Source organism: Streptomyces sp. NPDC059002 (assembly GCF_042740435.1).
Taxonomy (GTDB): Bacteria; Actinomycetota; Actinomycetes; order Streptomycetales; family Streptomycetaceae; genus Streptomyces.
Genome location: NZ_JBHYJI010000023.1, coordinates 24397 through 48530, shown reverse-complemented (window position 1 = coordinate 48530; position 24134 = coordinate 24397). Strand labels below are relative to the sequence as shown.

Genomic DNA, 24134 nt, shown 5'->3' with positions numbered 1-24134 from the left:
TCGAGGGCCGTCCCCCTCAACCGGAGTTCATGGGGTCAGCTCCCGGCGGCGATCCGCGCGAGACGCTGCGCCTCCTCCCGCGTGGAGCGGGCGATGGCGTCCTCGTCGGCGTGCAGCAGGCGGCCGTTCTCGACGACCGGCCTGCCGTTGACGAGGGAGAGGGTGACCGGGGCCGCCGCGCCGAAGACGATGGCGGTCACCGGGTCGGCGATCGAGGAGTGCCCGATGCCGTCGATCTTCCAGAGGACCAGGTCGGCGAGCTTGCCCGCCTCCAGGGAGCCGATCTGCGTGGCCCGGCCCAGGACTTGGGCGCCGCCGTACGTCCCCAGGCGCAGCGCCTGACGGGCATTCAGGGCGGCCTCGCGGTGCGCGCCGAGGCGGTTGATGAGCAGGGCGTTGCGCAGCTCGGTGTGGAGTTCACCGGACTCGTTGGAGGCGGTGCCGTCGACGCCGAGGCCGACCGGGACGCCCGCCTTGAGCATGTCGGGGACGCGGGCGATACCGGCCGCGAGGCGCGCGTTCGAGGACGGGCAGTGGGCAACTCCCGTGCCCGTACGGCCGAATGCCGCGATGTCGGAGTCGTTCATGTGGACGCAGTGCGCCATCCACACGTCCTCACCGAGCCATCCGGTGGACTCGAAGTAGTCGGTCGGGCCCATGCCGAACAGCTCGTGGCAGAACTTCTCCTCCTCGACCGTCTCGCTGCCGTGGGTGTGCAGTCGTACGCCCAGACGGCGCGCCAACTCGGCACCCTGGCGCATGAGTTCGGTGGATACGGAGAACGGCGAGCAGGGCGCGACCGCCACCTGCGTCATCGCGTCGAACGACGCGTCGTGGTGCTTCTTGACGGTCTCCTCGGTGGCGGCGAGCGCGCCTTCGAGGGTCTCGACGGCGAAGTCCGGCGGCAGGCCGCCGTCCTTCTCGCTGCGGTCCATGGAACCGCGGGCCAGCGTGAAGCGGACGCCCATCTCGGAGGCGGCACGGATGATCGAGCCCGACAGGTCGCCGGAGCCCTTCGGGAAGACGTAGTGGTGGTCCATGGCGGTGGTGACACCGCCGCGGGCCATCATGCCGAGGGAGCCCTGCGCGGCCGCGTACGTCATCTGCTCGTCGATGCGCGCCCACGTCGGGTACAGCGCCACCAGCCAGTTGAAGAGGTTGTGGTCGGTGGCGAGACCCCGGGTGATCCACTGGTAGAAGTGGTGGTGCGTGTTGACCAGGCCGGGCGTGGCGAGGTGGCCGGTGCCGTCGACGCGGCGCACCACGTTCTCCAGGCCCTCGGGCGCCTTGCCCGCGCCGATGGACTCGATCCTGTTGCCAGCGACGACGATGTACCCCGATGCGTACTCGGTGTCGTGGGCGTCGACCGTCGCGATGGCGACGTTCTCGATGACGATGCGGTCTGCCGAAGAAGGTGCCATGGTGCTTCCTTCACAGGTGAGTGGCGATGTGGGCACGGCATGACCCTAGGAGGATTTGAGTGCCGCGGCGGCTTCGGTGCTGCCGCGGGTGCCGAGATGGTGGAAGAACAGGTTGAGCGAGACCGCGACGAGCGCGCCCGCGCTGATGCCGGAGCCGAGCACGGTCTGGGCCCACGCGGGGAAGTCCGCGTAGAAGGTGGGCGCGGCGAGCGGGATGATGCCCGCTCCGAGCGACACGGCCACCAGGATGATGTTGGAGCTGTCGTCCAGGCCCGCCTCGGAGAGCGTACGGATGCCGCTGACCGCGATGGAGCCGAAGAGGACGATGCCCGCGCCGCCGAGCACCGGCATGGGGACCACGTTCACGACCGCGCCGAGCACCGGGAAGGCGCCGAGCACGATGAGCGCGCCACCGGCGACGGCCACGACATAGCGGCTGCGCACCCGGGTCAGCGAGACGACGCCGACGTTCTGCGCGAAGGCGGAGGTCGGGAAGCCGCCGAAGACGGGGCCCACCAGGGTCGCGATGCCGTCGGTGCGCAGACCGCGGGTGATGGTCTTCCCGTCGGTCCTGCGCTCGCAGATCTCACCGAGGGCCAGCATGCCTGCCGCCGACTCGGTCATCAGGACCAGCATCACGATGCAGAGCGAGAGGATCGCGGCGGGCTGGAAGACCGGCGCACCCGCGGCGAACGGCGTGGGCAGCGCGGCCAGCGGCGCCGTCTGCACGGAGGTGAAGTCGGCCATCCCGAACGGGATCGCGGCGAGCGTGCCGATGAACATGCCTGCCAGCAGGGCGACTTGCTTGACGAAGCCACGGCCGAAGCGCTGGAAGAGCAGGATCACGACGAGCGTGAAGGCGGCGAGCGCGAGGTACCTCATGTCGCCGAAGGTCGGGTCGGTCTCGTCGCCGCCCTGCGCCCACTTGACGGGCACCGGCATCAGCGTGACGCCGATGAGCGTGATGACGACGCCGGTGACCAGCGGCGGGAAGAAGCGGAGCAGTCGGCCGAAGAACGGTCCGACGGCGAGACAGAAGACGCCCGCGACCATCACCGCGCCGTAGATCGCGGGGAGTTGGTCGCCCTTGGCGTTGGTCTCGGCGATGGCGAGGATGGGCGCGATGCCCGCGGAGGAGGCGGCGTTCACGAACGGCAGGCGGTTGCCGACGAAGCCCTTGACGCCGAGGGTCTGCAGGATGGTGGCGAGACCGGCGATGAGGAGACCCGCGGCGATCAGCCGGGTCTGGGCCACGGTGTCCAGGCCGCACGCCTGGCCGATGATGAGCGGAGGGGTGACGACACCCGCGTACATGGCCGCGATGTGCTGGAGCGCGGCGGGGACGAGCCGCGAGGGATGGAGCTTCTCATCCACCGGATGACAGGCGGCGGTTGACGCGCCCTCAGCTATGTCCGATGGGGTGGAACACGGGCCTTCGGCTGCTGCCGGCCCCTTTGCAGGCTGTGCCATTGCGGATGTTCCCTCCGGTGTGGCGCGCCCCCGCCCACTGCGGTGGGGCGGGGGCGCGCATCCCGCGTCAGAGGTTGGTCATGTCGACCGGGATCTTCGGCTCGACGCCGTCCCGCAGGATCGTGGCCTCGATGAGGCCGTAGGGACGGTCGGCCGCGTAGTAGACGGCCCCGTCCTTGGCCTCGTTGTCGAGGCCGAAGGCGGAGAGGTCCTGGCGGAAGTGGTGCTTGTTGGGCGCGGAGAAGCGGATCTCGTCGATCTCGCTGCGGTTGTTGATGACCCGCGAACCCATCTGGTAGAGCGTCTGCTGCAGCGACAGCGAGTAGGTCTCCACGAAGGCGTGCAGGATGTGCTTCTTGGCCTGCTCGTACGACCGCTCCCAACTCGGCATGCGCTGCTCGTCGTTGGTCCAGTTGTGCCGCCACCAGGTGGACAGGGAGGTGGCGAGGATGCGGTCGTAGTCCTCTTGCAGGGTCGTGTACTTGTCCTTGATGTAGCCCCAGAACTCGGAGTTCGTGGAGTTCATCACGGTCAGGTCCTTGAGGCCCGAGAGGACCTCGAAGTTCTGGCCGTCGTAGGTGATCTGGGCGAGCCGCGTCTCCTGGCCCTTGCGGACGAAGGAGTGCTTGACCTCGTCGGCGCCGATGAACTTGGAGTTGCTGTCGGAGCCGCCGATGCGCTCCCAGGCGTACTCCTCGATGCGGATGCGCGCACGGTGGATCGAGGGCTGGCTGTCCACGAAGTGCCGGGCGAGGTGGATGCCGTACTGCTCGGCGGAGTCGATGCCGTATTCCTTGGCGAACGCGAAGCACGTGTTCTTCGTGGTGTCCGTCGGCAGGCAGTTGGCGTTCGAGCCGTTGTAGTGGACGTCGTCCAGATCGCCGGAGAGGGCGACCGAGACGTTCAGGTCCTTGATGTGATGGGTGTCGCCGTCCCGCGTGATCTTTACGACCCGGTTCTCAGCCTTGCCGTACTGGTTCTGTCCCAGAATGGTGGGCATGTCTGCTAGCTCCCTCGGTAAACGGAGTAGCCGAACGGGTTGAGCAGCAGCGGTACGTGGTAGTGCTCGCCCGGCGTGACGGCGAACGTGATCGCCACCTCCGGGAAGAACGCTTCGGTCGTGCCACTGTCCCGATTCGCGGGGGCGTCCTGCTGCGCCTCGGCTTGCTGGTTGTTCTTGCTCAGGAAGTACGCCTCGGTCTCGAAGTCGAGACGTACGTGGGTGGTGCCCTCCGGCAGGGCCGGGAGGTCCTTGCAGCGCCCGTCCGCGTCGGTCGCGCTGCCGCCGAGCGCCTTCCACTCCCTGCCCGAGCCGCTGCGGGCCGACAGGGAGATGGCGACGCCCTCGGCGGGGCGTCCGACGCTGGTGTCCAGGATGTGGGTGGACACCGATGCTGTGCTTTCTGCGGGTCCGGTGCTCATGCGTCGCTTCCTTCTTCTACGAGGCGGGTCAGGCGGATGCGGTTGATCTTGCCCAGTTCGGTGCGGACGATCTCGCGCTCCTCCTCCGCCCCGTTCTCGATCCGGACCTTCAACTGGCCGAGCATGAACTCGGCGGTGGCGCCGGTCGCGCAGATCAGGAAGACATGTCCGAACTTCTCCTGGTAGGCCAGGTTCAGTTCGAGCAGTTCGGCCTTGAGCTCCTCGGAGGCCCCGGCCATGCCGCGCTGTTCGCGGGCGGAGGTCGGGTCTCCCGGCTTCGGGCGACCGATCGGCGGGTGCCCCGCCATCGCCTCCGCCAGGTCGTCCGCGGTGAGCTCGGCCATGGCGGCGTCGCTGGCGGCGAAGAGGGCTTCGGCGGTGGCGTAGGGGCGCTGGGAGAGAAGCTTTCCTCCCCAGGCCGAAGAGGCGCATGCCTCGTGGAGGGCGGCGGTGGCCGCGGCCTCCTCCAAGGCGTTGAACCGGGCGATGCCCAGTGTCGTACTCGAAGTCACGGGAGCCTCCGTGGCCTTGTGCTGGACGGGCTGCGGAACAGCTAAGACCTTCAACAACACGGCGTCAACAGTTTGTTGAAATAACTTGAACAAAGAAGCCGCCACCCGACGACACGGGTGACGGCTCGGCTGCAAAGAGTAACTCGGGGACGACGTTCGATCAGTCGCCCTTCGCGGCATTCTCCCTGTTCAGGTAGTTGTAAACGGTAAAACGGCTGACGCCGAGCGCACTGGCCACCGTCTCGACACCGTGCCGTACGGAGAAGGCTCCTCGCGCCTCCAGTATCCGTACGACCTCCTGCTTGGCCTTGCGGTCCAGCTCGGCCAGCGGCATGCCCCGCTTGCGCTCCAGAGCGAGAAGAATGTGGTCCAGGGAGTCCGCGAGCTGCGGAAGCCGCACGGCCACCACGTCCACGCCCTCCCAGGCGAGGACGACGTCGTCGGCCCCTGCCTCGGCCGGCGGCATCATCTCGCCGCCCATGGCGTCCACCAGCGGCTTGACCGCGGTGACGAAGGGATCGTCCCCGAAGCTGGTCACTTATCCGCCTCCCCCGGCTTTCGCGGCTCCCCCGGTTCGCCGATCACATTGACCTGCAGCGAGACGCGGGTCGCCCCGGCCCCCAGGGACCGGCGCAGCATCGCGTCGACGGCGCCGAGCACCGCGTCGATGTCGCCCTCCGCCGTGTTGCCGAACGGACCTACGTCCACCGCGTCCAGCGGGGCCCCCTGGATGACCTCACGGGCGACGAGCGCATGCGCCGGGGCCTCGTCGAGGTCGAAGGGTTCGGTCGTGAACTCCACTCTCAATCGCACGCGGAACAACCTACTGCCGGTCCTCGATTTTTCGGCAGCCCCCTCTTGACAGCTTCGGCGGATCGCATGCACTCTTCCATCAAGCAGAAATGAACTTCCGCAATACGGAAGGAGCGCGGAAGCCCCATGGGATACTCCGACCAGCGCTTCAATGTGAACCTGTCGATCCTCTTCACCGAGCTCCCGCTCCTGGAGCGCCCCGCGGCCGCCGCGGCGGCGGGCTTCACGGCGATCGAGCTGTGGTGGCCCTGGGTCGACGCCCCCACCCCCGAGCAGTCCGAGCTCGACGCCCTGAAGCAGGCGATCGAGGACGCGGGCGTCCAGCTGGTGGGCCTGAACTTCTACGCGGGACAGCTGCCGGGCCCCGACCGCGGCGCCCTGTCGATCCCGGGCGAGGAGAGCGAGAAGTTCCGCGCGAACCTCTCGGTGGCGGCGGACTTCGCGAAGTCCCTCGGCTGCACCGCCCTGAACGCGCTGTACGGCAACCGCGTCGAGGGCGTGGACCCGGCCACCCAGGACGAACTCGCCCTGGAAAACCTGGTGTTGGCCGCCCGCGAGGCCGACCGCGTCGGCGCGATCCTGCTGATCGAGGCGCTGAACAAGCCGGAGTCGCCGCTCTGCCCGATCGTGAGCGCGCCCAAGGCGATCGAGACCGTCGACAAGGTGAACGCCGCGACCGGCCTCGGCAACGCGAAGTTCCTCATGGACCTCTACCACCTGTCCATGAACGGCGAGGACCTGCCGTCCGTCATCGCGGCCTACGCGGACAAGACCGGTCACGTGCAGATCGCGGACAACCCGGGCCGCGGCGCCCCCGGCACCGGCTCGCTCCCCCTTGAGGGCCTCCTCGACCAGCTCAAGAAGACGGGATACGAGGGGTGGGTCGGCCTGGAGTACAAGGCCGCTGACGCCGCCGCTTCCTTCGAGTGGCTTCCCCGCGAGGCCCGCGCCGCGCGCTGAGCGCCAACTCATCGACGTAGAACACGCTTTAGAGCCGTAAGAGAGGCACCCTCATGAGCAACCTTGCTGACTCCGCCCGCCCGGCGATTGCATGGATCGGCCTCGGCATCATGGGCTCCCCCATGTCCGAGAACCTGATCAAGGCTGGTTACTCCGTCACCGGCTTCACCCTGGAGCAGGACAAGCTGGACCGGCTCTCCGCCGCCGGCGGCACCGCCGCGAAGTCCATCGCCGAGGCCGTCAAGGACGCCGACGTCGTCGTGACGATGGTGCCCGCGTCGCCGCAGGTCGAGGCCATCGCGTACGGCCCCGACGGCATCCTGGAGAACGCGAAGTCCGGCGCGCTGATCGTCGACATGTCGTCGATCACCCCGCAGACCTCCGTGGACCTGGCCAAGGCCGCCAAGGAGAAGGGCCTGCGCGTCCTGGACGCCCCCGTCTCGGGCGGCGAGGCCGGTGCCATCGAGGCCGTGCTCTCCATCATGGTCGGCGGCGACCAGGCCGACTTCGACGAGGCCAAGCCGCTCTTCGACGCGCTCGGCAAGACCATCGTGCTGTGCGGACCGCACGGCTCCGGCCAGACCGTGAAGGCCGCCAACCAGCTGATCGTCGCCGTCAACATCCAGGCGTGCGCCGAGGCCGTGGTCTTCCTGGAGAAGTCCGGCGTGAACCTGCAGGCCGCGCTCGACGTCCTGAACGGGGGGCTTGCGGGCTCGACCGTCCTGACCCGCAAGAAGGACAACTTCCTGAACCGGGACTTCAAGCCCGGCTTCCGGATCGACCTGCACCACAAGGACATGGGCATCGTCACCGACGCCGCCCGCAACGTGGGCGCCGCCCTGCCGGTCGGCGCGGTCGTCGCCCAGCTCGTCGCCTCGCTGCGCGCGCAGGGTGACGGCGGCCTGGACCACTCCGCCCTGCTGCGCTCCGTCGAGCGTCTCTCGGGCGCCGAGCTCTAGCCACAGAGCTCCTCTCGAACTTCCGGGCCGTGGCGGCGCTGACACCTGTCCTGTCGCGCCCAGGCGTCGCCGCGGCCCGGAACACCCACCGCATCAAGGCCCACCCAAAAACTTCAACAAACTGTTGACGTAGCTGCTCAGGGCTCCATACGCTCCCGAACACCGTCAGCAGTTGAAGCAGTTCCGTACGGAAGGTCAACCTCGCCACCATGTCGAAGCGTGTGCTCACGACCGAGTCCGGCGCCCCCGTCGCCGACAATCAGAACTCCGCCACCGCCGGCGTCGGTGGTCCGATCCTGCTCCAGGACCAGCACCTCCTGGAGAAGCTGGCCCGCTTCAACCGCGAGCGCATCCCGGAGCGTGTCGTGCACGCCCGCGGCTCCGGCGCGTACGGCTACTTCGAGGTGACCGACGACGTCACCGGCTTCACCCACGCCGACTTCCTCAGCGAGATCGGCAAGCGCACCGAGGTCTTCCTGCGCTTCTCGACCGTGGCGGACAACCTGGGCGGCGCGGACGCGGTCCGCGACCCGCGCGGCTTCGCGCTGAAGTTCTACACCGAAGAGGGCAACTACGACCTCGTCGGCAACAACACCCCGGTGTTCTTCATCAAGGACCCCATCAAGTTCCCCGACTTCATCCACTCCCAGAAGCGCGACCCCTTCACGGGCAAGCAGGAGCCGGACAACGTCTGGGACTTCTGGGCGCACGCCCCCGAGGCGACGCACCAGGTCACCTGGCTGATGGGCGACCGCGGCATCCCCGCGTCGTACCGCCACATGAACGGCTACGGCTCGCACACCTACCAGTGGACGAACACGCAGGGCGAGGCCTTCTTCGTCAAGTACCACTTCAAGACGAACCAGGGCATCCGCTCCCTCTCCGCCGAGCAGGGCGCCGAGCTCGCGGGCAAGGACCCCAACTCGCACCAGACGGACCTCCTCCAGGCCATCGAGCGCGGCGTGAACCCGTCCTGGACGCTGCACGTGCAGATCATGCCCGCGGCGGACGCGGCCGACTACCGCTTCAACCCGTTCGACCTCACCAAGGTGTGGCCGCACAAGGACTACCCGCTGCAGCGCGTGGGCCGTCTGGTCCTGGACCGCAACCCCGACAACGTGTTCGCGGAGGTGGAACAGGCAGCCTTCTCCCCGAACAACTTCGTCCCCGGCATCGGTCCTTCCCCCGACAAGATGCTCCAGGGCCGCCTGTTCGCCTACGCGGACGCGCACCGCTACCGCCTCGGCGTCAACCACACCCAGCTCGCGGTGAACGCCCCCAAGGCGACGAAGGCCGACAACTACGGCCGCGACGGCCTGATGGCATCCAACGCGTACGGCCGCGACCGCAAGAACTACGAGCCCAACTCGTACGACGGTCCCGCCGAGACCGGCAAGGCCCTCTCCGCCCCGCTCGCCGTCAACGGCCACACGGGCACGCACGAGGCCCCCGCCCACACCAAGGACGACGACTTCTTCCAGGCGGGCGAGCTGTACCGCCTGATGTCGGAGGACGAGAAGTCCCGCCTCGTGGCGAACATCGCCGGCGGCCTCTCCCAGGTCTCCCGCGACGACGTCATCGAGAAGAACCTCGCCCACTTCCACGCCGCCGACGCCGACTACGGCAAGCGCGTCGAGGAGGCCGTCCGCGCCCTGCGCGAGGACTGACTCCCAGGCTTCGCCGGTGAATTGACGGGAGGTCAGCTCACCGGCGATGAGCCCGCACCGTCGTCACGGACCCGGATGAGGGGTGGTACGTGACGCACGCGGGCAGACACGGTCCGCGGCGGCTCTGCGAGCCAGTGCGGTGGTCATGGTCCGACGGACTCCTTCTCGACCTGAGGGAGGGAAGCCCCCTCGGCCCGTCGCAACCGCCGCGGTTCCGTCCCCCCTCGCCCAGGGGCCCACGAACTCCGTCCGGCAGCGCGTATGCATGTTCCGCCAGTCGCGCGCCGTCGGGCGGCAACAATGTCGACGCTCAGCCGACGTCAGACCAGAGTGCCGGTACGGACGGTCCCGTACCGGCACTCTTCTGCGTGCCGAGCGCACGGTGCGCGTTATCCAGGAGTTCCTTGTAGGTGAGGACTTCGACGCGGTTCACGTGCGTGTTGAATGTGCGCAGGGCCTCGCTGATCTCGGCCTCCGGCACCTCCGCCTGAAGGCCGGGGTGCCCGATCAGGACGATGGCACTGGCGCGGCGCGTCTCGATGCCGAACTCCTCGTGGATGCGCTCACGGTTCTCGTCAAGCCCCACGAGGTAGTTGACGGCCTGACCCACGGCGTCGTGCACCTGGGCGGTCGGGACCCAGGCATTGCGATGTCTCTTCACCAGCGCGCCCTTGAGGCTCATCGCCCGCTTGAGCTCCACCACGTGCAGGGCTCCGTCACCGCGGATCAGGGGAATGTCCAGCTCGTCGCCGGGCACGAGCCTGCGGTGTGCCGCCTCGCCGACGAAGTCGCCGCCGAATATCCAGTACTGCCCCTCCAGGACTTTCTGGAGGTCGGCCTCGGACGCCTCGGGGTTCTCGACGACCGTGCGCAACTCCTCAAGACCTGCGGCCCGGCGGCGCAACTCGGCCGCTTGGAGCAGCAGTTGCCCCTCCTCGTCGGCCGCGAGCAGCGCGAGCGCCTCCGGTGACGTGGCGATCTTCCGGGCGGCCCCGACGGGGTCTTCGACGTCGATGCGGCCGTCGCGCAGGGTGCGCTCCAGCCAGATCGCGATCTCGGCGCGGCCGCGCGGGATGACGTACCGACCGGGGCGGTCGTCCGGGGCCTCCAGGAACCACGCGTCCCTGCCCTGCTGGTGTACGTGCTCCAGCAGGCCCAGCGCGGTGACGGCCGGATGTTGCTCCAGGAACTTTCTTCCTGCCTCGACCACAAAGCTATGGCTGTTCCACAGCGTTCGGGCCAGGAACTCTCGGCGGTGATCGTTACGGATGCCGTCCTGGAACAGCCGATACCGCTCCTCGAACTCCAGTTTCAGGATGCGGCCTTCCGCATAGTCGACGGAGTCCTGAAGCAGGCGCACGACGTGCCACTCGCCCGAAGCAGCAGCCTTCGAACGCGCCTCAGCCAGCAGGTCCAGCAGCTTCTTGCCACCGCGCCGCTTACTGCGGCCGCTCACCATGTGCTGCACCACAGCGCTGACCGCAGCCTTCACTTCCTCTGTGCTGGCCACGTCACACGCGCTCTCCAGCTGCAGCTCGAGCGCGAAGTCGGATCTGATGTCCATGGCCGCCAGTCTGTCGCGCGGGTCTGACAATCGGGCTTTCCGCGCACGCCGAAGGGGCGGTCCACCCCCCTCTGGTGGACCGCCCCTGTGGGCTTTCGGTATCGCGTCAGACCTTGAGCGGGCGGATCGCCGTCGGCGCGTGGCCGGGCTCGGTCGCGATCTCCTCGAACTCCTTGACGGCGCTGATGTCCGCGGTCGGGCTCATGGAGATGTTGGTGATGCGCTCCAGGATCGCCTCGACGACGACCGGGACGCGGTGTTCGGCGGCGAGCTTCTTGGCCTGTTCGAAGGCGGGCAGGAGGTCGTCGGGCTCGGTGACGCGGATCGCCTTGCAGCCGAGGCCCTCGGCGACCTTGACGTGGTCGACGCCGTAGACGCCGAGCTCCGGGGAGTTCTGGTTCTCGAACTCCAGGTTGACCTGGAAGTTGATGTCGAGGCCGATCTGGGCCTGCCGGATCAGGCCCAGGTAGGCGTTGTTGACCAGGACGTGGACGTACGGGATGCGGTGCTGCGCGCCGACCGCCAGTTCCTCGATCATGAACTGGAAGTCGTAGTCGCCGGAGAGCGCGACGACCGGGGTCTCCGGGTCGGCCTTCGCGGTGCCGAGCGCGGCCGGGATGGTCCAGCCCAGCGGGCCCGCCTGGCCGCAGTTGATCCAGTGGCGCGGCTTGTAGACGTGCAGCATCTGCGCGCCGGCGATCTGGGAGAGGCCGATCGTGGTGACGTAGCGCGTCTCCGGACCGAAGGCCCTGTTCATCTCCTCGTACACGCGCTGCGGCTTCATCGGCACGTTGTCGAAGTGCGTGCGGCGCTGCAGGGTCTCCTTGCGCTCGAGGTGGGACGCGACCCACGCCGAACGGTCGGGGAGCCTGCCCGCGGCCTTCAGCTCCTTCGCCACCTCGACGAAGAGTTCGAGCGCGGCCTTCGCGTCCGACGCGATCCCGTAGTCCGGCGCGAAGATCTTGCCGATCTGCGTCGGCTCGATGTCGACGTGCACGAACGTGCGGCCCTCGGTGTACACGTCCAGCTTGTAGCCGGTGTGCCGGTTGGCCCAGCGGTTGCCGATGCCGAGGACGAAGTCCGACTCCAGGAACGTCGCGTTGCCGTAGCGGTGGCCGGTCTGCTGGCCGACCATGCCCGCGTTCAGGTCGTGGTCGTCGGGGATGGTGCCCCAGCCCATCAGGGTCGGCACGACAGGGGTGTTGGTGATCTCGGCGAACTCGACCAGGAGGTCGGACGCGTCCGCGTTGATGATGCCGCCGCCCGCGACGATCAGCGGGCGCTCGGACTCCAGGAGGAAGCCGATCGCCTTCTCGATCTGGGCGCGGGTCGCCGACGGCTTGTAGACCGGCAGCGGCTCGTACGTCTCCGGGTCGAACTCGATCTCGGTCTGCTGGACGTCGATCGGCAGGTCGATGAGGACGGGGCCGGGGCGGCCCGAGCGCATCAGGTGGAACGCCTGCTGGAAGATGCCGGGGACCTGCGCGGCCTCCAGGACGGTGACCGCCATCTTCGAGACCGGCTTCGCGATCGTCGCGATGTCGACGGCCTGGAAGTCCTCCTTGTGGAGCAGGTGCGTCGGCGCCTGGCCCGTGATGCACAGGATCGGAATGGAGTCGCCGGTCGCGGAGTACAGGCCGGTGATCATGTCGGTGCCCGCGGGACCCGACGTACCGATGCAGACACCGATGTTGCCCGGGTTGGCCCGGGTGTAGCCCTCGGCCATGTGCGAGGCGCCCTCGACGTGGCGGGCGAGGGTGTGGTCGATGCCACCGCCCTCCTTGAGCGCCTTGTAGAAGGGGTTGATCGCGGCGCCCGGAACACCGAACGCGTTGACGACGCCTTCGCGCTTGAGGATCTCAACTGCCGCGCGGGCAGCGGTCATACGAGCCATGGGAGTTCTCCTGCTTCGACAACAGCTTCGACAGCTTCGGCGGCCTCGCGGCCGACGAGTACGGCTGGCGGTTTCGGCTCCCGTCGCGCCCCGCGGTGAGCTTCAGTTTCCGCATTGTGGAAATTATGTTCTGCTATATGGAAGCAATGTAGAGGCGCCCCGCGGAGACCGTCAAGAGACATCCGGGATCCGGGCGCCGATCCGGGCACCCCGCCGACCGGGAACCACGCCCGCCGCCCCCGGCGTCCCAGACGGTGGATTCGGGCCACACCGTCGCCACACCACCGGGGGGTCGATCGTGGCCACAGCACCGGAGACGTACGGCCGCTGGACGACCGGACCACTGCTCGGACAGGGCACGACCGGGACGGTCCACCTCGCGCACGACCCGCAGGGCCGCGCCGTCGCCCTCAAGGTGGTGCACGCCTTTCTCGCCAGGGACGAGGAGTTCCGGACCCGCTTCGCCCGCGAGGTCGGCACGCTCGGCGCGGTGCACGGCCGGCACACCGCCGCACTCGTCGACGCGGACGCGGCCGCTGCGGTGCCCTGGCTCGCCATGGAGTACGTGCCGGGGCCCACGCTGCAGGCGCGGGTGCGGGAGGGGTCCGTAGGTACGGAGGGCGCGGGCTGCGCGGGCGGTACGGGAGGTGCCCGCGCGGGCGGCACGGATGGCACCGGCGCGGGCGGCACCGGCGGCACCCGCGCGGGCGGGCCGCTCCCCCTCGCCGAGCTGCGTTCCCTCGCGCGCGCCCTCGCCTGGGCCCTGGACACCATCCACGGCGCGGGCCTCGTGCACCGCGGCCTCACCCCGTCGAACGTCCTGCTCGCCGAGGCCGGACCCCGCGTCGTCGATTTCGGCATCGCCCGCACGCGTCACGCGGCGGGCGGCCCTGCCCCCACCGCCGCCGGGTACGCCGCCCCCGAGCAACTGACCCAGGGCCTGTCGACCCCCGCCGCCGACGTCTTCTCCCTCGGCGCGGTCCTCGCCTTCGCCGCCACGGGACACGGCCCCTTCGCGGGCGGCCCGCAGGACGCCGTCGACCTGCGCACCGTCCACGCCGCGCCCGACCTCGCGGGCACCCCCGAGCCGCTCCTCCCCCTCCTCACCGCCTGCCTGGCCAAGGACCCCGCCGCCCGGCCCACCCCCCGCACGGTCGCCCGCATGGCGGGCCACCCGCTCCCCGGCAGCCGCCGCAAGGCCCTCACCGTGGCGGCGGCCCTGCTCGCCCTCGCGAGCCTCGCCGCCGGACCCACCCGCCCGTTGTGTCAACTCGCCCTCTGCCCAAGGGACTTTGGTGGACGATGGGAGACGGCTGACGACTGACGGCTCACAACAGGCAGGCGGTGATGGGAATGACGGACCGTGGCGTGCCGGTGCGATGCCCGCTCTGCCACCACGAGCAGCTGTACGCTCCCCCGGCGTTCCCCTGCGCGTGCGGCGCCCCCGTGGTCCCACCGGTGGCCCGCGGCGCCGCGGTCTCCGCCCTCACCGACCAGACGTGGGCGGACTCCTGGGTGACCGTGTGCTGCCCCTCCTGCGGACGCCAGGGCGAGTGGCCCCAGCCGGAACTCGGCTGTACCTGCGGGGCGGTGCTCCGCATACCGGTCGGCCCGAAGGCCACCGGGGACGAACCCACCGGCCCCGCCGCCCCCGCATCCCCACCCGCCCACATCCCCCTCCCCCGCACGGCCCCGCGGCCCCGCCCCGCCTTCCACCCGGTGACGATCCGCGACGCGCGCGACGCCGTGACCGTGGTCGCCTTGTACTTGCGGTGGCTCGGCTACCTCAACACCCGCAGCGCCGCCCGTCGCCCGCCCTCGGGCGTCCGGATCACCGCGCGCGGCATGCTGGCCCAGGTCGAGCCCTCGCTGCGGCGCACCCCGCCGCGGGACATCGAGTGCCTGTGGCTGAGCGCGCTGACCGAGCCCGTCGGCACGCCGGTCACCTGCGCGTTCTTCTCGCTCGCCGGGTACACCGACGAGGCCCGCAGCCGCGCGGACTCCCTGGGCGTACCGCTGTTCACGATGGACCTCACGGGCACGCCCCGGCCGGTCAACAGCGCGGCGGACGAACTCATCGCGACAGGCGCGTAAGCGGCGTACCCAGGCATACTCGCCCCATGCTCATACGCCCCGTCACCGCCGCCGAACTTCCTGCCCTCCAGGACATCGAGCGAGCCGCCGGAGAACCCTTCCGCGGCATCGGCATGGCCGCGATCGCGGACGACGAGCCGCCCGCCGTCGAGGAGCTCGACCGGTTCCGCCGGGCAGGACGGGCCTGGGTCGCCGCGGGGCCCGACGGCTCCCCGGTCGCGTATCTGATCACCGAGCCGGTCGCGGACGCGGACGCGGAGCACATCGAGCAGGTCTCCGTGCACCCGCGGGCCGCCCGCCGCGGGGTGGGCCGGGCCCTGATCGAGCACGCCGCGGACCGCGCCCGTACGGCAGGGCGCACCGCGCTCACCCTGACGACGTTCGCCGACGTGCCCTGGAACGCCCCGTACTACGCCCGCATCGGCTTCCGCCCGCTCACCGCCGACGAACTCACCCCGGAACTCGCGGCGATCCGCGCGCACGAGGCGGAGCTCGGCCTCGACCGGTGGCCCCGCCTGTGCATGCGCCGTGAGCTCAGCGATACCGCTCCCTGAGCTCGATCTTGCGCACCTTGCCCGAGACGGTCATCGGGAAGGACTCCAGGATCCGCAGCCGCGCGGGGATCTTGTAGTGGGCCAACTGCCCCTTGCAGTACGCCTGGAGATCGTCGAGCGTGAGTACGTCATCGGGTTCGCGCAGGATGACGCAGGCCAGCGGCACCTCGCCGTACCGCTCGTCGGGGACGCCGACGACCTGGACGTCGGCGATCCTCGGGTGGCCGTACAGGAACTCCTCGATCTCCCTGGGGTAGACGTTCTCACCGCCCCTGATGATCATGTCCTTGATGCGGCCGACGATCTGGACGTAGCCGTCCTCCCGCATGACCGCGAGGTCACCGGTGTGCATCCAGCGTCCGGCGTCGATGACTTCGGAGGTCCGCTCGGGCTCGTCCCAGTACCCGAGCATCACGCTGTACCCGCGCGTGCACAGCTCGCCGGAGGCACCGCGCGGCAGCGTCACGCCGGTCGCCGGGTCGACGACCTTCACCTCGATGTGCGGCAGGACCCGGCCGACCGTGCCGGTGCGGCGCTCCAGGTCGTCGTCGCGGCGGGTCTGCGTGGACACGGGCGAGGTCTCGGTCATGCCGTAGCAGATGGAGACCTCCGCCATGTTCATCTCGGCGACCACCCGCTTCATCACCTCGACCGGGCACGGCGAGCCCGCCATGATGCCGGTGCGCAGCGAACTCAGGTCGTACGAGGCGAAGTCGGGCAGGTTCAGCTCGGCGATGAACATGGTCGGGACGCCGTACAGCGAAGTGCAGCGTTCCTGTTCGACGGCCCGCAGCGTGGCGACGGCGTCGAAGGACGGCGCGGGGATCACGACGCACGCGCCGTGCGAGGTGGCGCCCAGGTTTCCCATCACCATGCCGAAGCAGTGGTAGAAGGGCACGGGCAGGCAGATCCGGTCCTGTTCCGTGTAGCCGACCGTGCGGCCCACCCAGTAGCCGTTGTTGAGGATGTTGTGGTGGGAGAGCGTGGCGCCCTTGGGGAATCCCGTGGTGCCCGACGTGTACTGGATGTTGACCGGGTCGTCGCAGCTCAACGAGGCCTCGCGGGCGGCGAGCTCCGCGCCGGTGACCGTCCGCGCGGCGTCGACGAGCAGGTCCCACGACGCGTCCCCGATGTAGTGGACGGCGCGCAGCTCGGGGCATCCCGGCCGCACCTGCTCCACGAGCGCGCGATAGTCGCTGCTCTTGTGGGACCGCGAGGCGACCAGGACGGAGATCCCGGCCTGCTTGAGGACGAACTCCAGCTCATGGGCGCGGTACGCCGGGTTGATGTTCACCATGATCGCGCCGATCCGCGCGGTGGCGTACTGCACGAGCACCCACTCGGCACAGTTCACCGCCCAGATCCCGACACGGTCGCCCTTGCCGACGCCCGAGCCGAGGAAACCCCGCGCCAGCCGCGCGACGGCGTCCCCGAACTCGGCGTACGTCCACCGCCTGCCGCTCGGCATGTCCACGAGCGCGTCCCGGTCGGGCCAGGCCGCGACGGCCCGGTCGAGGTTGCGCCCGATGGTGTCCCCCAGCAGGGGTGTCCCGCTGGTCCCGTGCGCGTACGAGCTCTCAGTCACCGGAATCCTCCTCGCGCCGCGCTCCCGGGCGCCCGCTGCCTGCAACTTTGGTGCGTCTCGGCGCCCAGAATGCCCCCGGCGCCCGCGGGCCGCCTAGGGCCTGTCCGAAGATCGACGTGAAGATCGACGTGAAGATCACCCTGTTTACGATCAAGGAAGTATCGACACATGGGGGGTCACGATCATGATTCATCTCCATCAGCCTCAGGTGGGCCAGGAGGAACTCGGCGCCGTCGCCGAGGTGTTCGACAGCAAATGGCTGGGGCACGGCCCCCGCACCCAGGCGTTCGAAGCGGCCTTCGCCGCACACCTCGACGTCGACCCCGCACACGTCATCTTCCTCAACTCCGGCACCGCAGGACTCTTCCTGGCCGTCGAGTCACTGGACCTGGAGGAGGGCGACGAGGTCGTCCTGCCCTCCCTCAGCTTCGTCGCCGCCGCCAACGCCATCACCGCCTGCGGCGGCCGCCCCGTCTTCTGCGACGTCGACCCCCGCACCCTCAACCCCACCGCCGAACACATCGAACAGGCCATCACCGAGCGCACGAAGGCCGTCCTGATCCTGCACTACGGCGGCCACCCCGGTGACATCGTCCGCATCGCCGAACTCTGCCAACGCCGCGGCCTCACCCTCATCGAGGACGCCGCCTGCTCGGTCGCCTCCACCGTCGAGGGCAAGGCCGTGGGCACCTACGGCGACTTCGCCCTGTGGAGCTTCGACGCCATGAAAGTCATGGTCTGCGGCGACGGCGGCATGCTCTACGCCCGCGACGCCGACGCGGCCGCCCGCGCCCGCCGCCTGGCCTACCACGGCCTGACCCAGCCCACCGGCTTCGGCCACGCCCAAGTCTCCTCACGCTGGTGGGAACTGGACATCCCCGAGGTCGGCCGCCGCGTCATCGGCAACGACCTCACCGCCGCCATCGCCACCGTCCAGCTCCGCCGCCTGCCCGAACTCGTCGCCAGGCGCCGCGAGATCACCCAGCTCTACGACCGCGAACTCGCCGGCATCCCCGACCTGCTCACACCCCCACCCCTGCCCGACGGGCACACCTCCACCTACTACTTCTACTGGGTGCAGATGCCCCCCGGCGTCCGCGACGACGCAGCCAACGACCTGCGGGCGGCCGGGATCTACACCACCTTCCGCTACGCACCCCTCCACAAGGTCCCCACCTACGGAGCACCCGACGACCTCACCCTGCCCGGCTCCGACCACGCCGCCGACCGCACCCTGTGCCTGCCCCTGCACCCCGGCCTCGACGACGAGGACGTACACACCGTGGCCACCACCCTGCACAAGGCCATCGAGGCACGCCGTCAACTCTGAAGTCAGGAACGGCCGGTCGCGGTGGAGACCGCGACCGGCCCGTCGGCACACCGGGGGATGAAGTGCCGACTGCTTTCGCATCCGTGCGGGAGTCTATAAACAGACCGTACGGTCTGTAAACTCAACGCCCTCAGTCGCCGTAAAGACCGCGCCAGATTCGACCGAGGCGGCCACTTTCACCGCGCCCCGCACCCCTCAAGCCCAACTCCCGTACGGCCAGGGCGTTCCCGGCACACCCCCAGTGAAACACAGTCCGGCCCGACTGATGGAATCCGGTCGCCCTCCCGAGACGCCCCGATCACCCCTGGATCACAAACCGGCGTTCTGGTTTGATACTTGATTCAGGGACGGGCCAGGAGGAGGGTCGTGTGGCCAAGCAAGCCCGGGCGATCAGGACGCGTCGAGCGATCCTCGAGGCCGCCGCGAGGGTCTTCGACGAGCACGACTATCAGGCGGCCACCATCACCGAGATCCTCAGGACGGCCGGAGTCACCAAGGGGGCGCTGTACTTCCACTTCCAGTCCAAGGAAGACCTCGCCCACGGCGTGCTCGCCGAGCAGGCCGAGCGGCCCGCGGTGCCGCCGCGCGCCTGCCGCGTCCAGGAACTCGTCGACGTCGTCCTGCTGCACGGCTACCAGCTGCAGCACGACCCGATGGTCCGCGCGGGCGTACGTCTCTCCATGAACCAGCCCGCGCAACGCCCGGAGGACCGCGGCCCGTTCGACCCGTGGGTGGAGATCGTCAAGGACCTCCTCGACGCCGCCAAGACCCAGGGCGAACTCCTGGCGCACGTCGACACCGCCGCCAGCGCCGAGGTCGTCGTGGGCGGCTTCACCGGTGTGCAGTCCATGTCCGAGTGGGCCAGCAGATACCGGGACCTCGACCGGCGCGCGGCCGCCCTCATGCGGCATCTGCTGCCGAGCATCGTGACCCCCTCGGTGCTCGCCTCGCTGGACGTCGCCGAGGACCGCGGGGCCCGCGTCTTCGCGGAACTGCCCGGCCCCGGACCGGATGAGACCCGGCAAGTACGCTGAGCCACAAGCGGCTACGGGGCAGGAGACAAGTGAACAAGCGCGCGCTCAGCGAAGCGGACATCTGCGATCGGTACATCACGCCCTCCCTAGAGCGGTCGGGATGGACGCACCGGCAATGGCGCCGCGAATACCCCTTCACCGACGGGAAGATCATCGTCCGCGGGAAGGTCGTCGCACGCGGAAAGCCGAAGCGCGTCGACTATCTCCTGTTCCACAAGCCGAACATCCCCATCGCGGTCATCGAGGCGAAGAACAACAACCATTCCGTCGGCAGCGGAATGCAGCAAGGTCTGGGCTACGCCGAGGCCCTGCAGATCCCGTTCGTCTTCTCTTCCAACGGCGACGGATTCCTGTTCCACGACCGGACAGGACTCGCCCCCCGGCGGGAGACTCCGCTCACGCTCGACGAGTTCCCCTCCCCCGAAGAGCTCTGGCGCCGCTACAAGGAATGGAAGCGGATCGAGGGCGCCGACGAGAGCCTGCTGCTCAGCCAGAACTATCCGTCCGCGACGGGGAAGACGCCTCGCTACTATCAGCAGCTCGCCATCAACTCCACCATCGAAGCGATCGCCAGGGGCGAGAACAGAATCCTTCTCGCGATGGCGACGGGAACCGGCAAGACGTTCACCGCGTTCAACATCATCTGGCGCCTCTGGAAGACACAGAAGGCCAAGAGAGTCCTGTTCCTCGCCGACCGGAACATCCTCGTCGACCAGACAATGGTCAATGACTTCGGCCCCTTCGGCGCCGTGATGACAAAGCTGGACAGGGGCCTCGTCGACAGCGAGACGGGGAAGGTCGACACGTCCTACGAGATCTATCTCGCCCTGTACCAGGCGATCATGGGGTCCGAGGAAGTCGAGCCGGTCTTCGACAAGCTCCCCCGGGATTTCTTCGACCTCATCGTCGTCGACGAATGCCACCGCGGAAGCGCCCGGGAGGACTCCGCCTGGCGGGAAGTCCTCGACCACTTCGACTCCGCGGTCCAGATCGGCATGACCGCCACCCCCAAGGAGACGAAGTACGTATCGAACATCGAGTACTTCGGCGAACCGATCTACAGCTACTCGCTGCGGCAGGGCATCGAGGACGGATTCCTGGCCCCGTACAAGGTGATCCGTGTCCGCTTCGACCACGACGTGACCGGCTGGCAGCCGGCCGTCGACCAGACGGACGACTCCGGGAACCGCATCGAGCAGCGCACGTTCCGGGCCGAAGAGTTCGACCGGTCCATCAGATTCCCGGAACGGGTGAAGGCGGTCGCGCACAAGGTCAGTTCCTTCCTCGCCGGCACCAACCCGATGGACAAGACCATCGTCTTCTGCGAGAACATCGACCACGCGGAAGAGATGCGCCAAGCGCTGGCGAACGACCCGCTCAACGCGGAACAGGTGCAGCGCAGCCACCGCTACGTCATGCGCATCACCGGCGACAACCCTCAGGGCAGGGAGCAGCTCGACAACTTCATCGACCCCAAGCGCCCGCTCCCCGTCATCGCGACGACCTCCAAGATGATGTCCACCGGCGTGGACGCGCAGACGTGCCACGTCATCGCGCTCGATCGCAGGATCCGCTCCCTCACCGAGTTCAAGCAGATCATCGGGCGCGGCACCAGAATCCGCGCCGATCACCAGAAGTACTTCTTCACCATCCTGGATTTCCGCGGGGCAACCGAACTCTTCGCCGATGACGACTGGGACGGGCCGCCGATCCAGATTCTCGACGTCTCGCCGGAGGAAGTCGAGATCGACGTTCCCGACGACGAGGACGCCCCGCCGCTCGAAGAGAGCGAGATCAGCGAGATCCTGGACCCGGGGGACGCGCCTTCCGCTCCTTTCACGTCTTCCGCGCCTTCCGCGCCTTCCGCTCCCTCCGCGACTCATGTCGTCAGCGGCGTCACCTTCACCGTGGTCGACGAAAGCATTCAATACCGGGACCACACGGGAAAAATTGTCAAGGAACTCCGCACCGACTACACGCGGCGGAAGATACGCGAGGAGTTCACGTCCGCCGAACAATTCAAGGCGCGATGGGCTGCCGCCGACAAGCCGGGAGAATTTCTCGCCGAAACGTTCCCCGACGACTCTCTCGTCGAGTCCCTCGTCACCCAGTACGGGCCCCAGTTCGATCCTTTTGATGTCATTCTGCACGCCGGTTTCGACATGCCTCTTCACACGCGCCGCGAGCGGGTCGAGCTGACGATTCAAGGGCCTCTCGGAAGTACCCCACTGTCCCAACGTGTCATGGCCGCCCTGCTCGACAAGTATGTGGATCAGGGGATCGGGCCTCTCGACAATATCGAGGTCCTGAAGCTTTCCCCCTTTGACCGTCTTGGCACGCCGGTGGAGCTGGTACGCTGCTTCGGCGGTAAAGTTCGGTACCGAAATGCCATCCGGGAGCTGAAATCCCGCTTGTACAACATCGTTGGCTAGGTCCTGGGAGTTCCTGATGTCCCTCACCCATACCGTGAAGTCCCTCCAGGACATCATGCGCAAGGACGCCGGTGTGGACGGGGACGCCCAGCGGATCGGCCAGCTCGGCTGGATGCTCTTCTTCAAGATCTACAGCGACCTGGAGGCGCAGGCCGAGCTCGACGACGACGACTTCGTCTCCCCCGTGCCCGCGCATCTCCGCTGGGAGGCATGGGCGGACGAGGAGTCCCTCGGCAAGGACGCCCCCACGGGCGAGCGCCTGTTGGCGCTGGTGGACGGTCAGCTCTTTCCCACCATGAAGGAGCTCGACCTCGATGCCATGGACGACCGCACGCGACAGCGTGGCGCATTGCTGCGGAGCGTCTTCGAAGACGCGTACAACTACATGAAGTCGGGCACCCTGCTCCGTCAGGTGATCAACAAGATCAACGACGACATCGACTTCAACGAGTCCACCACGCGTCATCTCTTCGGTGAGATCTACGAGAAGATCCTGCGCGACCTGCAAGGCGCCGGAAATTCCGGGGAGTTCTACACACCACGCGCGGCGACCCAATTCGCGGTCAAGATGATCGCCCCCGAACCCGGGGAGACCATTCTTGACCCCGCGTGCGGCACGGGCGGTTTTCTCACCGCCGCGTACGAACACGCGCGGCAGACGGTTTCCACGACGGAGGAGCTTGCACAGCTCAAGCGGAATGTCGCGGGTGTCGAGAAGAAGGCCCTGCCGCATCTGCTCTGCGTCACGAACATGATGATCCACGGTGTCGAAGTACCGGACAGGATCCGGCACGGGAACACGCTCGCCCGTCCGCTGCGCGACTACGGCTCCGACGATCAAGTCGACATCATCGTGACCAACCCTCCGTTCGGCGGGATGGAGGAAGACGGCATCGAGCTGAACTTCCCGTCCGAATTCCGCACGCGCGAAACAGCGGACCTGTTCCTCGTGCTCGTCATGGAGCTGCTCAAAGAGGGCGGGCGGGCCGCGGTCATCCTCCCCGACAGCACCCTTTTCGGGGACGGGATCAAGGCACGTCTCAAGAAGCGGCTCCTTGAGGAGTGCAATCTGCACACCATCGTGCGACTCCCCAAGGGCGTCTTTGCGCCGTACACGGACATCAAGACCAACATCTTGTTCCTGACCAAGGGGGAACCGACACAGGAGATCTGGTACTACGAGCACCCCTTCCCCTCCGGCGTCTCCAGCTACAGCAAGACGAAGCCCATGCAGCTCAAGGAGTTCGGCCCCGAGCAGGCATGGTGGCACGCCAGGGAAGAGAACGACCACGCCTGGAAGGTCCACGTCAGTGACATCGTGGGCTCCGGCTACAGCCTCGACGTCAAGAACCCCAACGCCCAAGACCTGGCCCATGTCGACCCCGTCGTCCTCACGCGGGAACACCGCCGGGCCGCGCTGCAGCTGACGAACACCCTGAACTCCCTCAAGGGCGAGCTGAAGAGCGCGCTCGGACCGCAGGCCCTGCCGTCACGGCAGTTCATCGAGTCCTTCGATGTCATCGCCCAGGCCCCCGGCGGAGTTTCGCGTCTGCGGGAAATGATCTACGACTTGGCCGTGCGGGGTCAGCTCGTCCCGCAGCAGCCCGAGGAAGAGGAGGCCGGTGCGCTTCTCCGCTCCCTCGCCGCTCGGGCGGAAGCCGCCGCCAAGCCGAAGCGCGGGCGCAGGCGCAGCACCGAATCCACCACCACCATCGCCCCGGTTCCCCCGTTCCCCCTTCCGCGAGGCTGGGAATGGGCGCCGTTCTCCAAGGTCGCCCATATCGCCTCCCACCTGGTCGACCCGACCGAATCCCCCGGTATGCCCCATGTCGCGCCGGACTCGATCGAGAAGGCCACGGGTCGTCTGCTGAACTACCGGACGATTCAGGAGGACGGCGTCACGAGCAGCAAGCACCGGTTCTTCGCCGGCCAGATCCTCTACTCGAAGATCCGCCCGAATCTCTCGAAATCCGTCCTGGTCGATTTCGAAGGCCTCTGCAGTGCCGACATGTATCCGATCGACTCCTGGATCGACGCCCGCTACCTGCACGCGTTCATCCTGTCGCCCCCTTTCATCAAGGCGGTGACCCGGGGCGACAACCGTCTGGCCATGCCGAAGGTGAACCAGGCGCAGTTGTCCGCGGTTTCTGTTCCCGTGCCGCCGCTGGGCGAACAGGGACGGATCGTCGAGCGGCTCGGTCAACTGATGGAGCTCTGCGACGAACTCCAGACCAGGAAGGCCCACTGCGACGCGGTCGCGGAGAAGTTGGCCGTCGCGGCGACGCGGGTCGACGCGCCGCCCATGACGGGCGGCGACGACCTCGCGGACCGGGCTCGGGACGAAGTACCGGACAGCATCGCCCAGCTCTCGCTGGAATCCGCCTCCGCATCCTGAGCCCGCACCCGGGCCGCGACGGCCGTAC

General features: G+C 68.4%; 20 protein-coding genes. 10 read left to right on the top strand and 10 right to left on the bottom strand.

The genetic code is table 11. The annotated features are described in order from the left end of the window. Window positions 1-35: 35 nt before the first annotated feature. The 7 genes from ACFWZ2_RS21645 to ACFWZ2_RS21615 form a co-directional block, all read right to left on the bottom strand. The gene (locus ACFWZ2_RS21645; RefSeq protein ID WP_384547986.1) at window positions 36-1421 is read right to left on the bottom strand and encodes an 8-oxoguanine deaminase; all 1386 of its coding nucleotides are present in this window, start codon (window positions 1419-1421) and stop codon (window positions 36-38) included. A gap of 45 nt (window positions 1422-1466) precedes the next feature. Continuing rightward, complete coding sequence (locus tag ACFWZ2_RS21640) at window positions 1467-2891, bottom strand: nucleobase:cation symporter-2 family protein (RefSeq protein WP_384547984.1); 1425 nt, start codon at window positions 2889-2891, stop codon at window positions 1467-1469. 67 nt (window positions 2892-2958) lie between these two features. Next, window positions 2959-3891, bottom strand: a complete 933-nt coding sequence (gene pucL / locus ACFWZ2_RS21635) for a factor-independent urate hydroxylase (RefSeq protein ID WP_384547983.1) — start codon at window positions 3889-3891, stop codon at window positions 2959-2961. Between the two features lie 5 nt (window positions 3892-3896). Further along, a complete protein-coding gene (uraH, locus tag ACFWZ2_RS21630; protein ID WP_384547981.1) occupies window positions 3897-4313 on the bottom strand; it encodes a hydroxyisourate hydrolase in 417 nt (138 codons plus the stop codon). Next, window positions 4310-4825 (bottom strand): 2-oxo-4-hydroxy-4-carboxy-5-ureidoimidazoline decarboxylase, encoded by a 516-nt coding sequence (gene uraD, locus ACFWZ2_RS21625; protein WP_384547979.1) that lies wholly within the window; start codon window positions 4823-4825, stop codon window positions 4310-4312. The genes uraH and uraD overlap by 4 nt, the downstream gene beginning before the upstream one ends. A 160-nt stretch (window positions 4826-4985) precedes the next feature. Beyond that, complete coding sequence (locus tag ACFWZ2_RS21620; protein ID WP_384547978.1) at window positions 4986-5363, bottom strand: helix-turn-helix domain-containing protein; 378 nt, start codon at window positions 5361-5363, stop codon at window positions 4986-4988. After that, window positions 5360-5638: a hypothetical protein gene (locus ACFWZ2_RS21615; protein WP_384547976.1), complete on the bottom strand. Its 279-nt coding sequence runs from the start codon at window positions 5636-5638 to the stop codon at window positions 5360-5362. The genes ACFWZ2_RS21620 and ACFWZ2_RS21615 overlap by 4 nt, the downstream gene beginning before the upstream one ends. Before the next feature lie 126 nt (window positions 5639-5764). Between ACFWZ2_RS21615 and ACFWZ2_RS21610 the strand changes: the two genes are divergently transcribed. The 3 genes from ACFWZ2_RS21610 to ACFWZ2_RS21600 all read left to right on the top strand — a co-directional run bounded on the left by ACFWZ2_RS21610 (window position 5765) and on the right by ACFWZ2_RS21600 (window position 9224). Then, the gene (locus ACFWZ2_RS21610) at window positions 5765-6598 is read left to right on the top strand and encodes a TIM barrel protein (protein WP_384547974.1); all 834 of its coding nucleotides are present in this window, start codon (window positions 5765-5767) and stop codon (window positions 6596-6598) included. Between the two features lie 53 nt (window positions 6599-6651). Continuing rightward, complete coding sequence (locus tag ACFWZ2_RS21605) at window positions 6652-7557, top strand: 2-hydroxy-3-oxopropionate reductase (RefSeq protein WP_384547972.1); 906 nt, start codon at window positions 6652-6654, stop codon at window positions 7555-7557. 209 nt (window positions 7558-7766) lie between these two features. Beyond that, the gene (locus ACFWZ2_RS21600; protein ID WP_384547970.1) at window positions 7767-9224 is read left to right on the top strand and encodes a catalase; all 1458 of its coding nucleotides are present in this window, start codon (window positions 7767-7769) and stop codon (window positions 9222-9224) included. A 310-nt stretch (window positions 9225-9534) separates the two neighbouring features. Here the strand turns inward: ACFWZ2_RS21600 and ACFWZ2_RS21595 are convergent, their stop codons facing one another. Further along, a complete protein-coding gene (locus tag ACFWZ2_RS21595) occupies window positions 9535-10818 on the bottom strand; it encodes a Shedu immune nuclease family protein (protein WP_384547969.1) in 1284 nt (427 codons plus the stop codon). A gap of 76 nt (window positions 10819-10894) precedes the next feature. Further along, window positions 10895-12673, bottom strand: a complete 1779-nt coding sequence (gene gcl / locus ACFWZ2_RS21590) for a glyoxylate carboligase (protein ID WP_384548101.1) — start codon at window positions 12671-12673, stop codon at window positions 10895-10897. Window positions 12674-12980: 307 nt separating this feature from the next. On the opposite strand from gcl, the gene ACFWZ2_RS21585 reads away from it, so the two are divergent. The 3 genes from ACFWZ2_RS21585 to ACFWZ2_RS21575 are packed head-to-tail and all read left to right on the top strand — an operon-like array spanning window position 12981 to window position 15330. Continuing rightward, window positions 12981-14006 (top strand): serine/threonine-protein kinase, encoded by a 1026-nt coding sequence (locus tag ACFWZ2_RS21585; protein ID WP_384547968.1) that lies wholly within the window; start codon window positions 12981-12983, stop codon window positions 14004-14006. A gap of 23 nt (window positions 14007-14029) precedes the next feature. Next, window positions 14030-14776, top strand: coding sequence for a hypothetical protein (locus tag ACFWZ2_RS21580; RefSeq protein WP_384547966.1), 747 nt, complete (start codon window positions 14030-14032; stop codon window positions 14774-14776). 26 nt (window positions 14777-14802) lie between these two features. After that, window positions 14803-15330, top strand: coding sequence for a GNAT family N-acetyltransferase (locus tag ACFWZ2_RS21575; RefSeq protein WP_384547964.1), 528 nt, complete (start codon window positions 14803-14805; stop codon window positions 15328-15330). Here the strand turns inward: ACFWZ2_RS21575 and ACFWZ2_RS21570 are convergent. Further along, window positions 15311-16915 (bottom strand): AMP-binding protein, encoded by a 1605-nt coding sequence (locus tag ACFWZ2_RS21570; RefSeq protein WP_384547962.1) that lies wholly within the window; start codon window positions 16913-16915, stop codon window positions 15311-15313. The two genes, ACFWZ2_RS21575 and ACFWZ2_RS21570, sit on opposite strands and share 20 nt — an antisense overlap. Window positions 16916-17099: 184 nt before the next feature. Here ACFWZ2_RS21570 and ACFWZ2_RS21565 point away from each other — a divergent pair, with 184 nt between their 5' ends. The 4 genes from ACFWZ2_RS21565 (at window position 17100) to ACFWZ2_RS21550 (ending at window position 24106) form a co-directional block, all read left to right on the top strand. After that, the gene (locus tag ACFWZ2_RS21565; RefSeq protein WP_384547960.1) at window positions 17100-18245 is read left to right on the top strand and encodes a DegT/DnrJ/EryC1/StrS family aminotransferase; all 1146 of its coding nucleotides are present in this window, start codon (window positions 17100-17102) and stop codon (window positions 18243-18245) included. A gap of 368 nt (window positions 18246-18613) precedes the next feature. Continuing rightward, window positions 18614-19279, top strand: a complete 666-nt coding sequence (locus tag ACFWZ2_RS21560; RefSeq protein ID WP_384547958.1) for a ScbR family autoregulator-binding transcription factor — start codon at window positions 18614-18616, stop codon at window positions 19277-19279. A gap of 29 nt (window positions 19280-19308) precedes the next feature. Continuing rightward, the gene (gene hsdR, locus ACFWZ2_RS21555) at window positions 19309-21711 is read left to right on the top strand and encodes an EcoAI/FtnUII family type I restriction enzme subunit R (RefSeq protein ID WP_384547956.1); all 2403 of its coding nucleotides are present in this window, start codon (window positions 19309-19311) and stop codon (window positions 21709-21711) included. A gap of 16 nt (window positions 21712-21727) precedes the next feature. Continuing rightward, window positions 21728-24106: an N-6 DNA methylase gene (locus tag ACFWZ2_RS21550; protein WP_384547954.1), complete on the top strand. Its 2379-nt coding sequence runs from the start codon at window positions 21728-21730 to the stop codon at window positions 24104-24106. Window positions 24107-24134 lie beyond the last annotated feature (28 nt).

What these genes read in the sequence shown, in the direction of transcription:
- ACFWZ2_RS21645 (WP_384547986.1), bottom strand. Translation starts at nt 1,421, where the DNA reads ATGGCACCTTCTTCGGCAGACCGCATCGTCATCGAGAACGTCGCCATC.
- ACFWZ2_RS21640 (WP_384547984.1), bottom strand. Translation starts at nt 2,891, where the DNA reads ATGGCACAGCCTGCAAAGGGGCCGGCAGCAGCCGAAGGCCCGTGTTCC.
- pucL (WP_384547983.1), bottom strand. Translation starts at nt 3,891, where the DNA reads ATGCCCACCATTCTGGGACAGAACCAGTACGGCAAGGCTGAGAACCGG.
- uraH (WP_384547981.1), bottom strand. Translation starts at nt 4,313, where the DNA reads ATGAGCACCGGACCCGCAGAAAGCACAGCATCGGTGTCCACCCACATC.
- ACFWZ2_RS21610 (WP_384547974.1), top strand. Translation starts at nt 5,765, where the DNA reads ATGGGATACTCCGACCAGCGCTTCAATGTGAACCTGTCGATCCTCTTC.
- ACFWZ2_RS21605 (WP_384547972.1), top strand. Translation starts at nt 6,652, where the DNA reads ATGAGCAACCTTGCTGACTCCGCCCGCCCGGCGATTGCATGGATCGGC.
- ACFWZ2_RS21600 (WP_384547970.1), top strand. Translation starts at nt 7,767, where the DNA reads ATGTCGAAGCGTGTGCTCACGACCGAGTCCGGCGCCCCCGTCGCCGAC.
- gcl (WP_384548101.1), bottom strand. Translation starts at nt 12,673, where the DNA reads ATGACCGCTGCCCGCGCGGCAGTTGAGATCCTCAAGCGCGAAGGCGTC.
- ACFWZ2_RS21580 (WP_384547966.1), top strand. Translation starts at nt 14,030, where the DNA reads ATGGGAATGACGGACCGTGGCGTGCCGGTGCGATGCCCGCTCTGCCAC.
- ACFWZ2_RS21575 (WP_384547964.1), top strand. Translation starts at nt 14,803, where the DNA reads ATGCTCATACGCCCCGTCACCGCCGCCGAACTTCCTGCCCTCCAGGAC.
- ACFWZ2_RS21565 (WP_384547960.1), top strand. Translation starts at nt 17,100, where the DNA reads ATGATTCATCTCCATCAGCCTCAGGTGGGCCAGGAGGAACTCGGCGCC.
- ACFWZ2_RS21550 (WP_384547954.1), top strand. Translation starts at nt 21,728, where the DNA reads ATGTCCCTCACCCATACCGTGAAGTCCCTCCAGGACATCATGCGCAAG.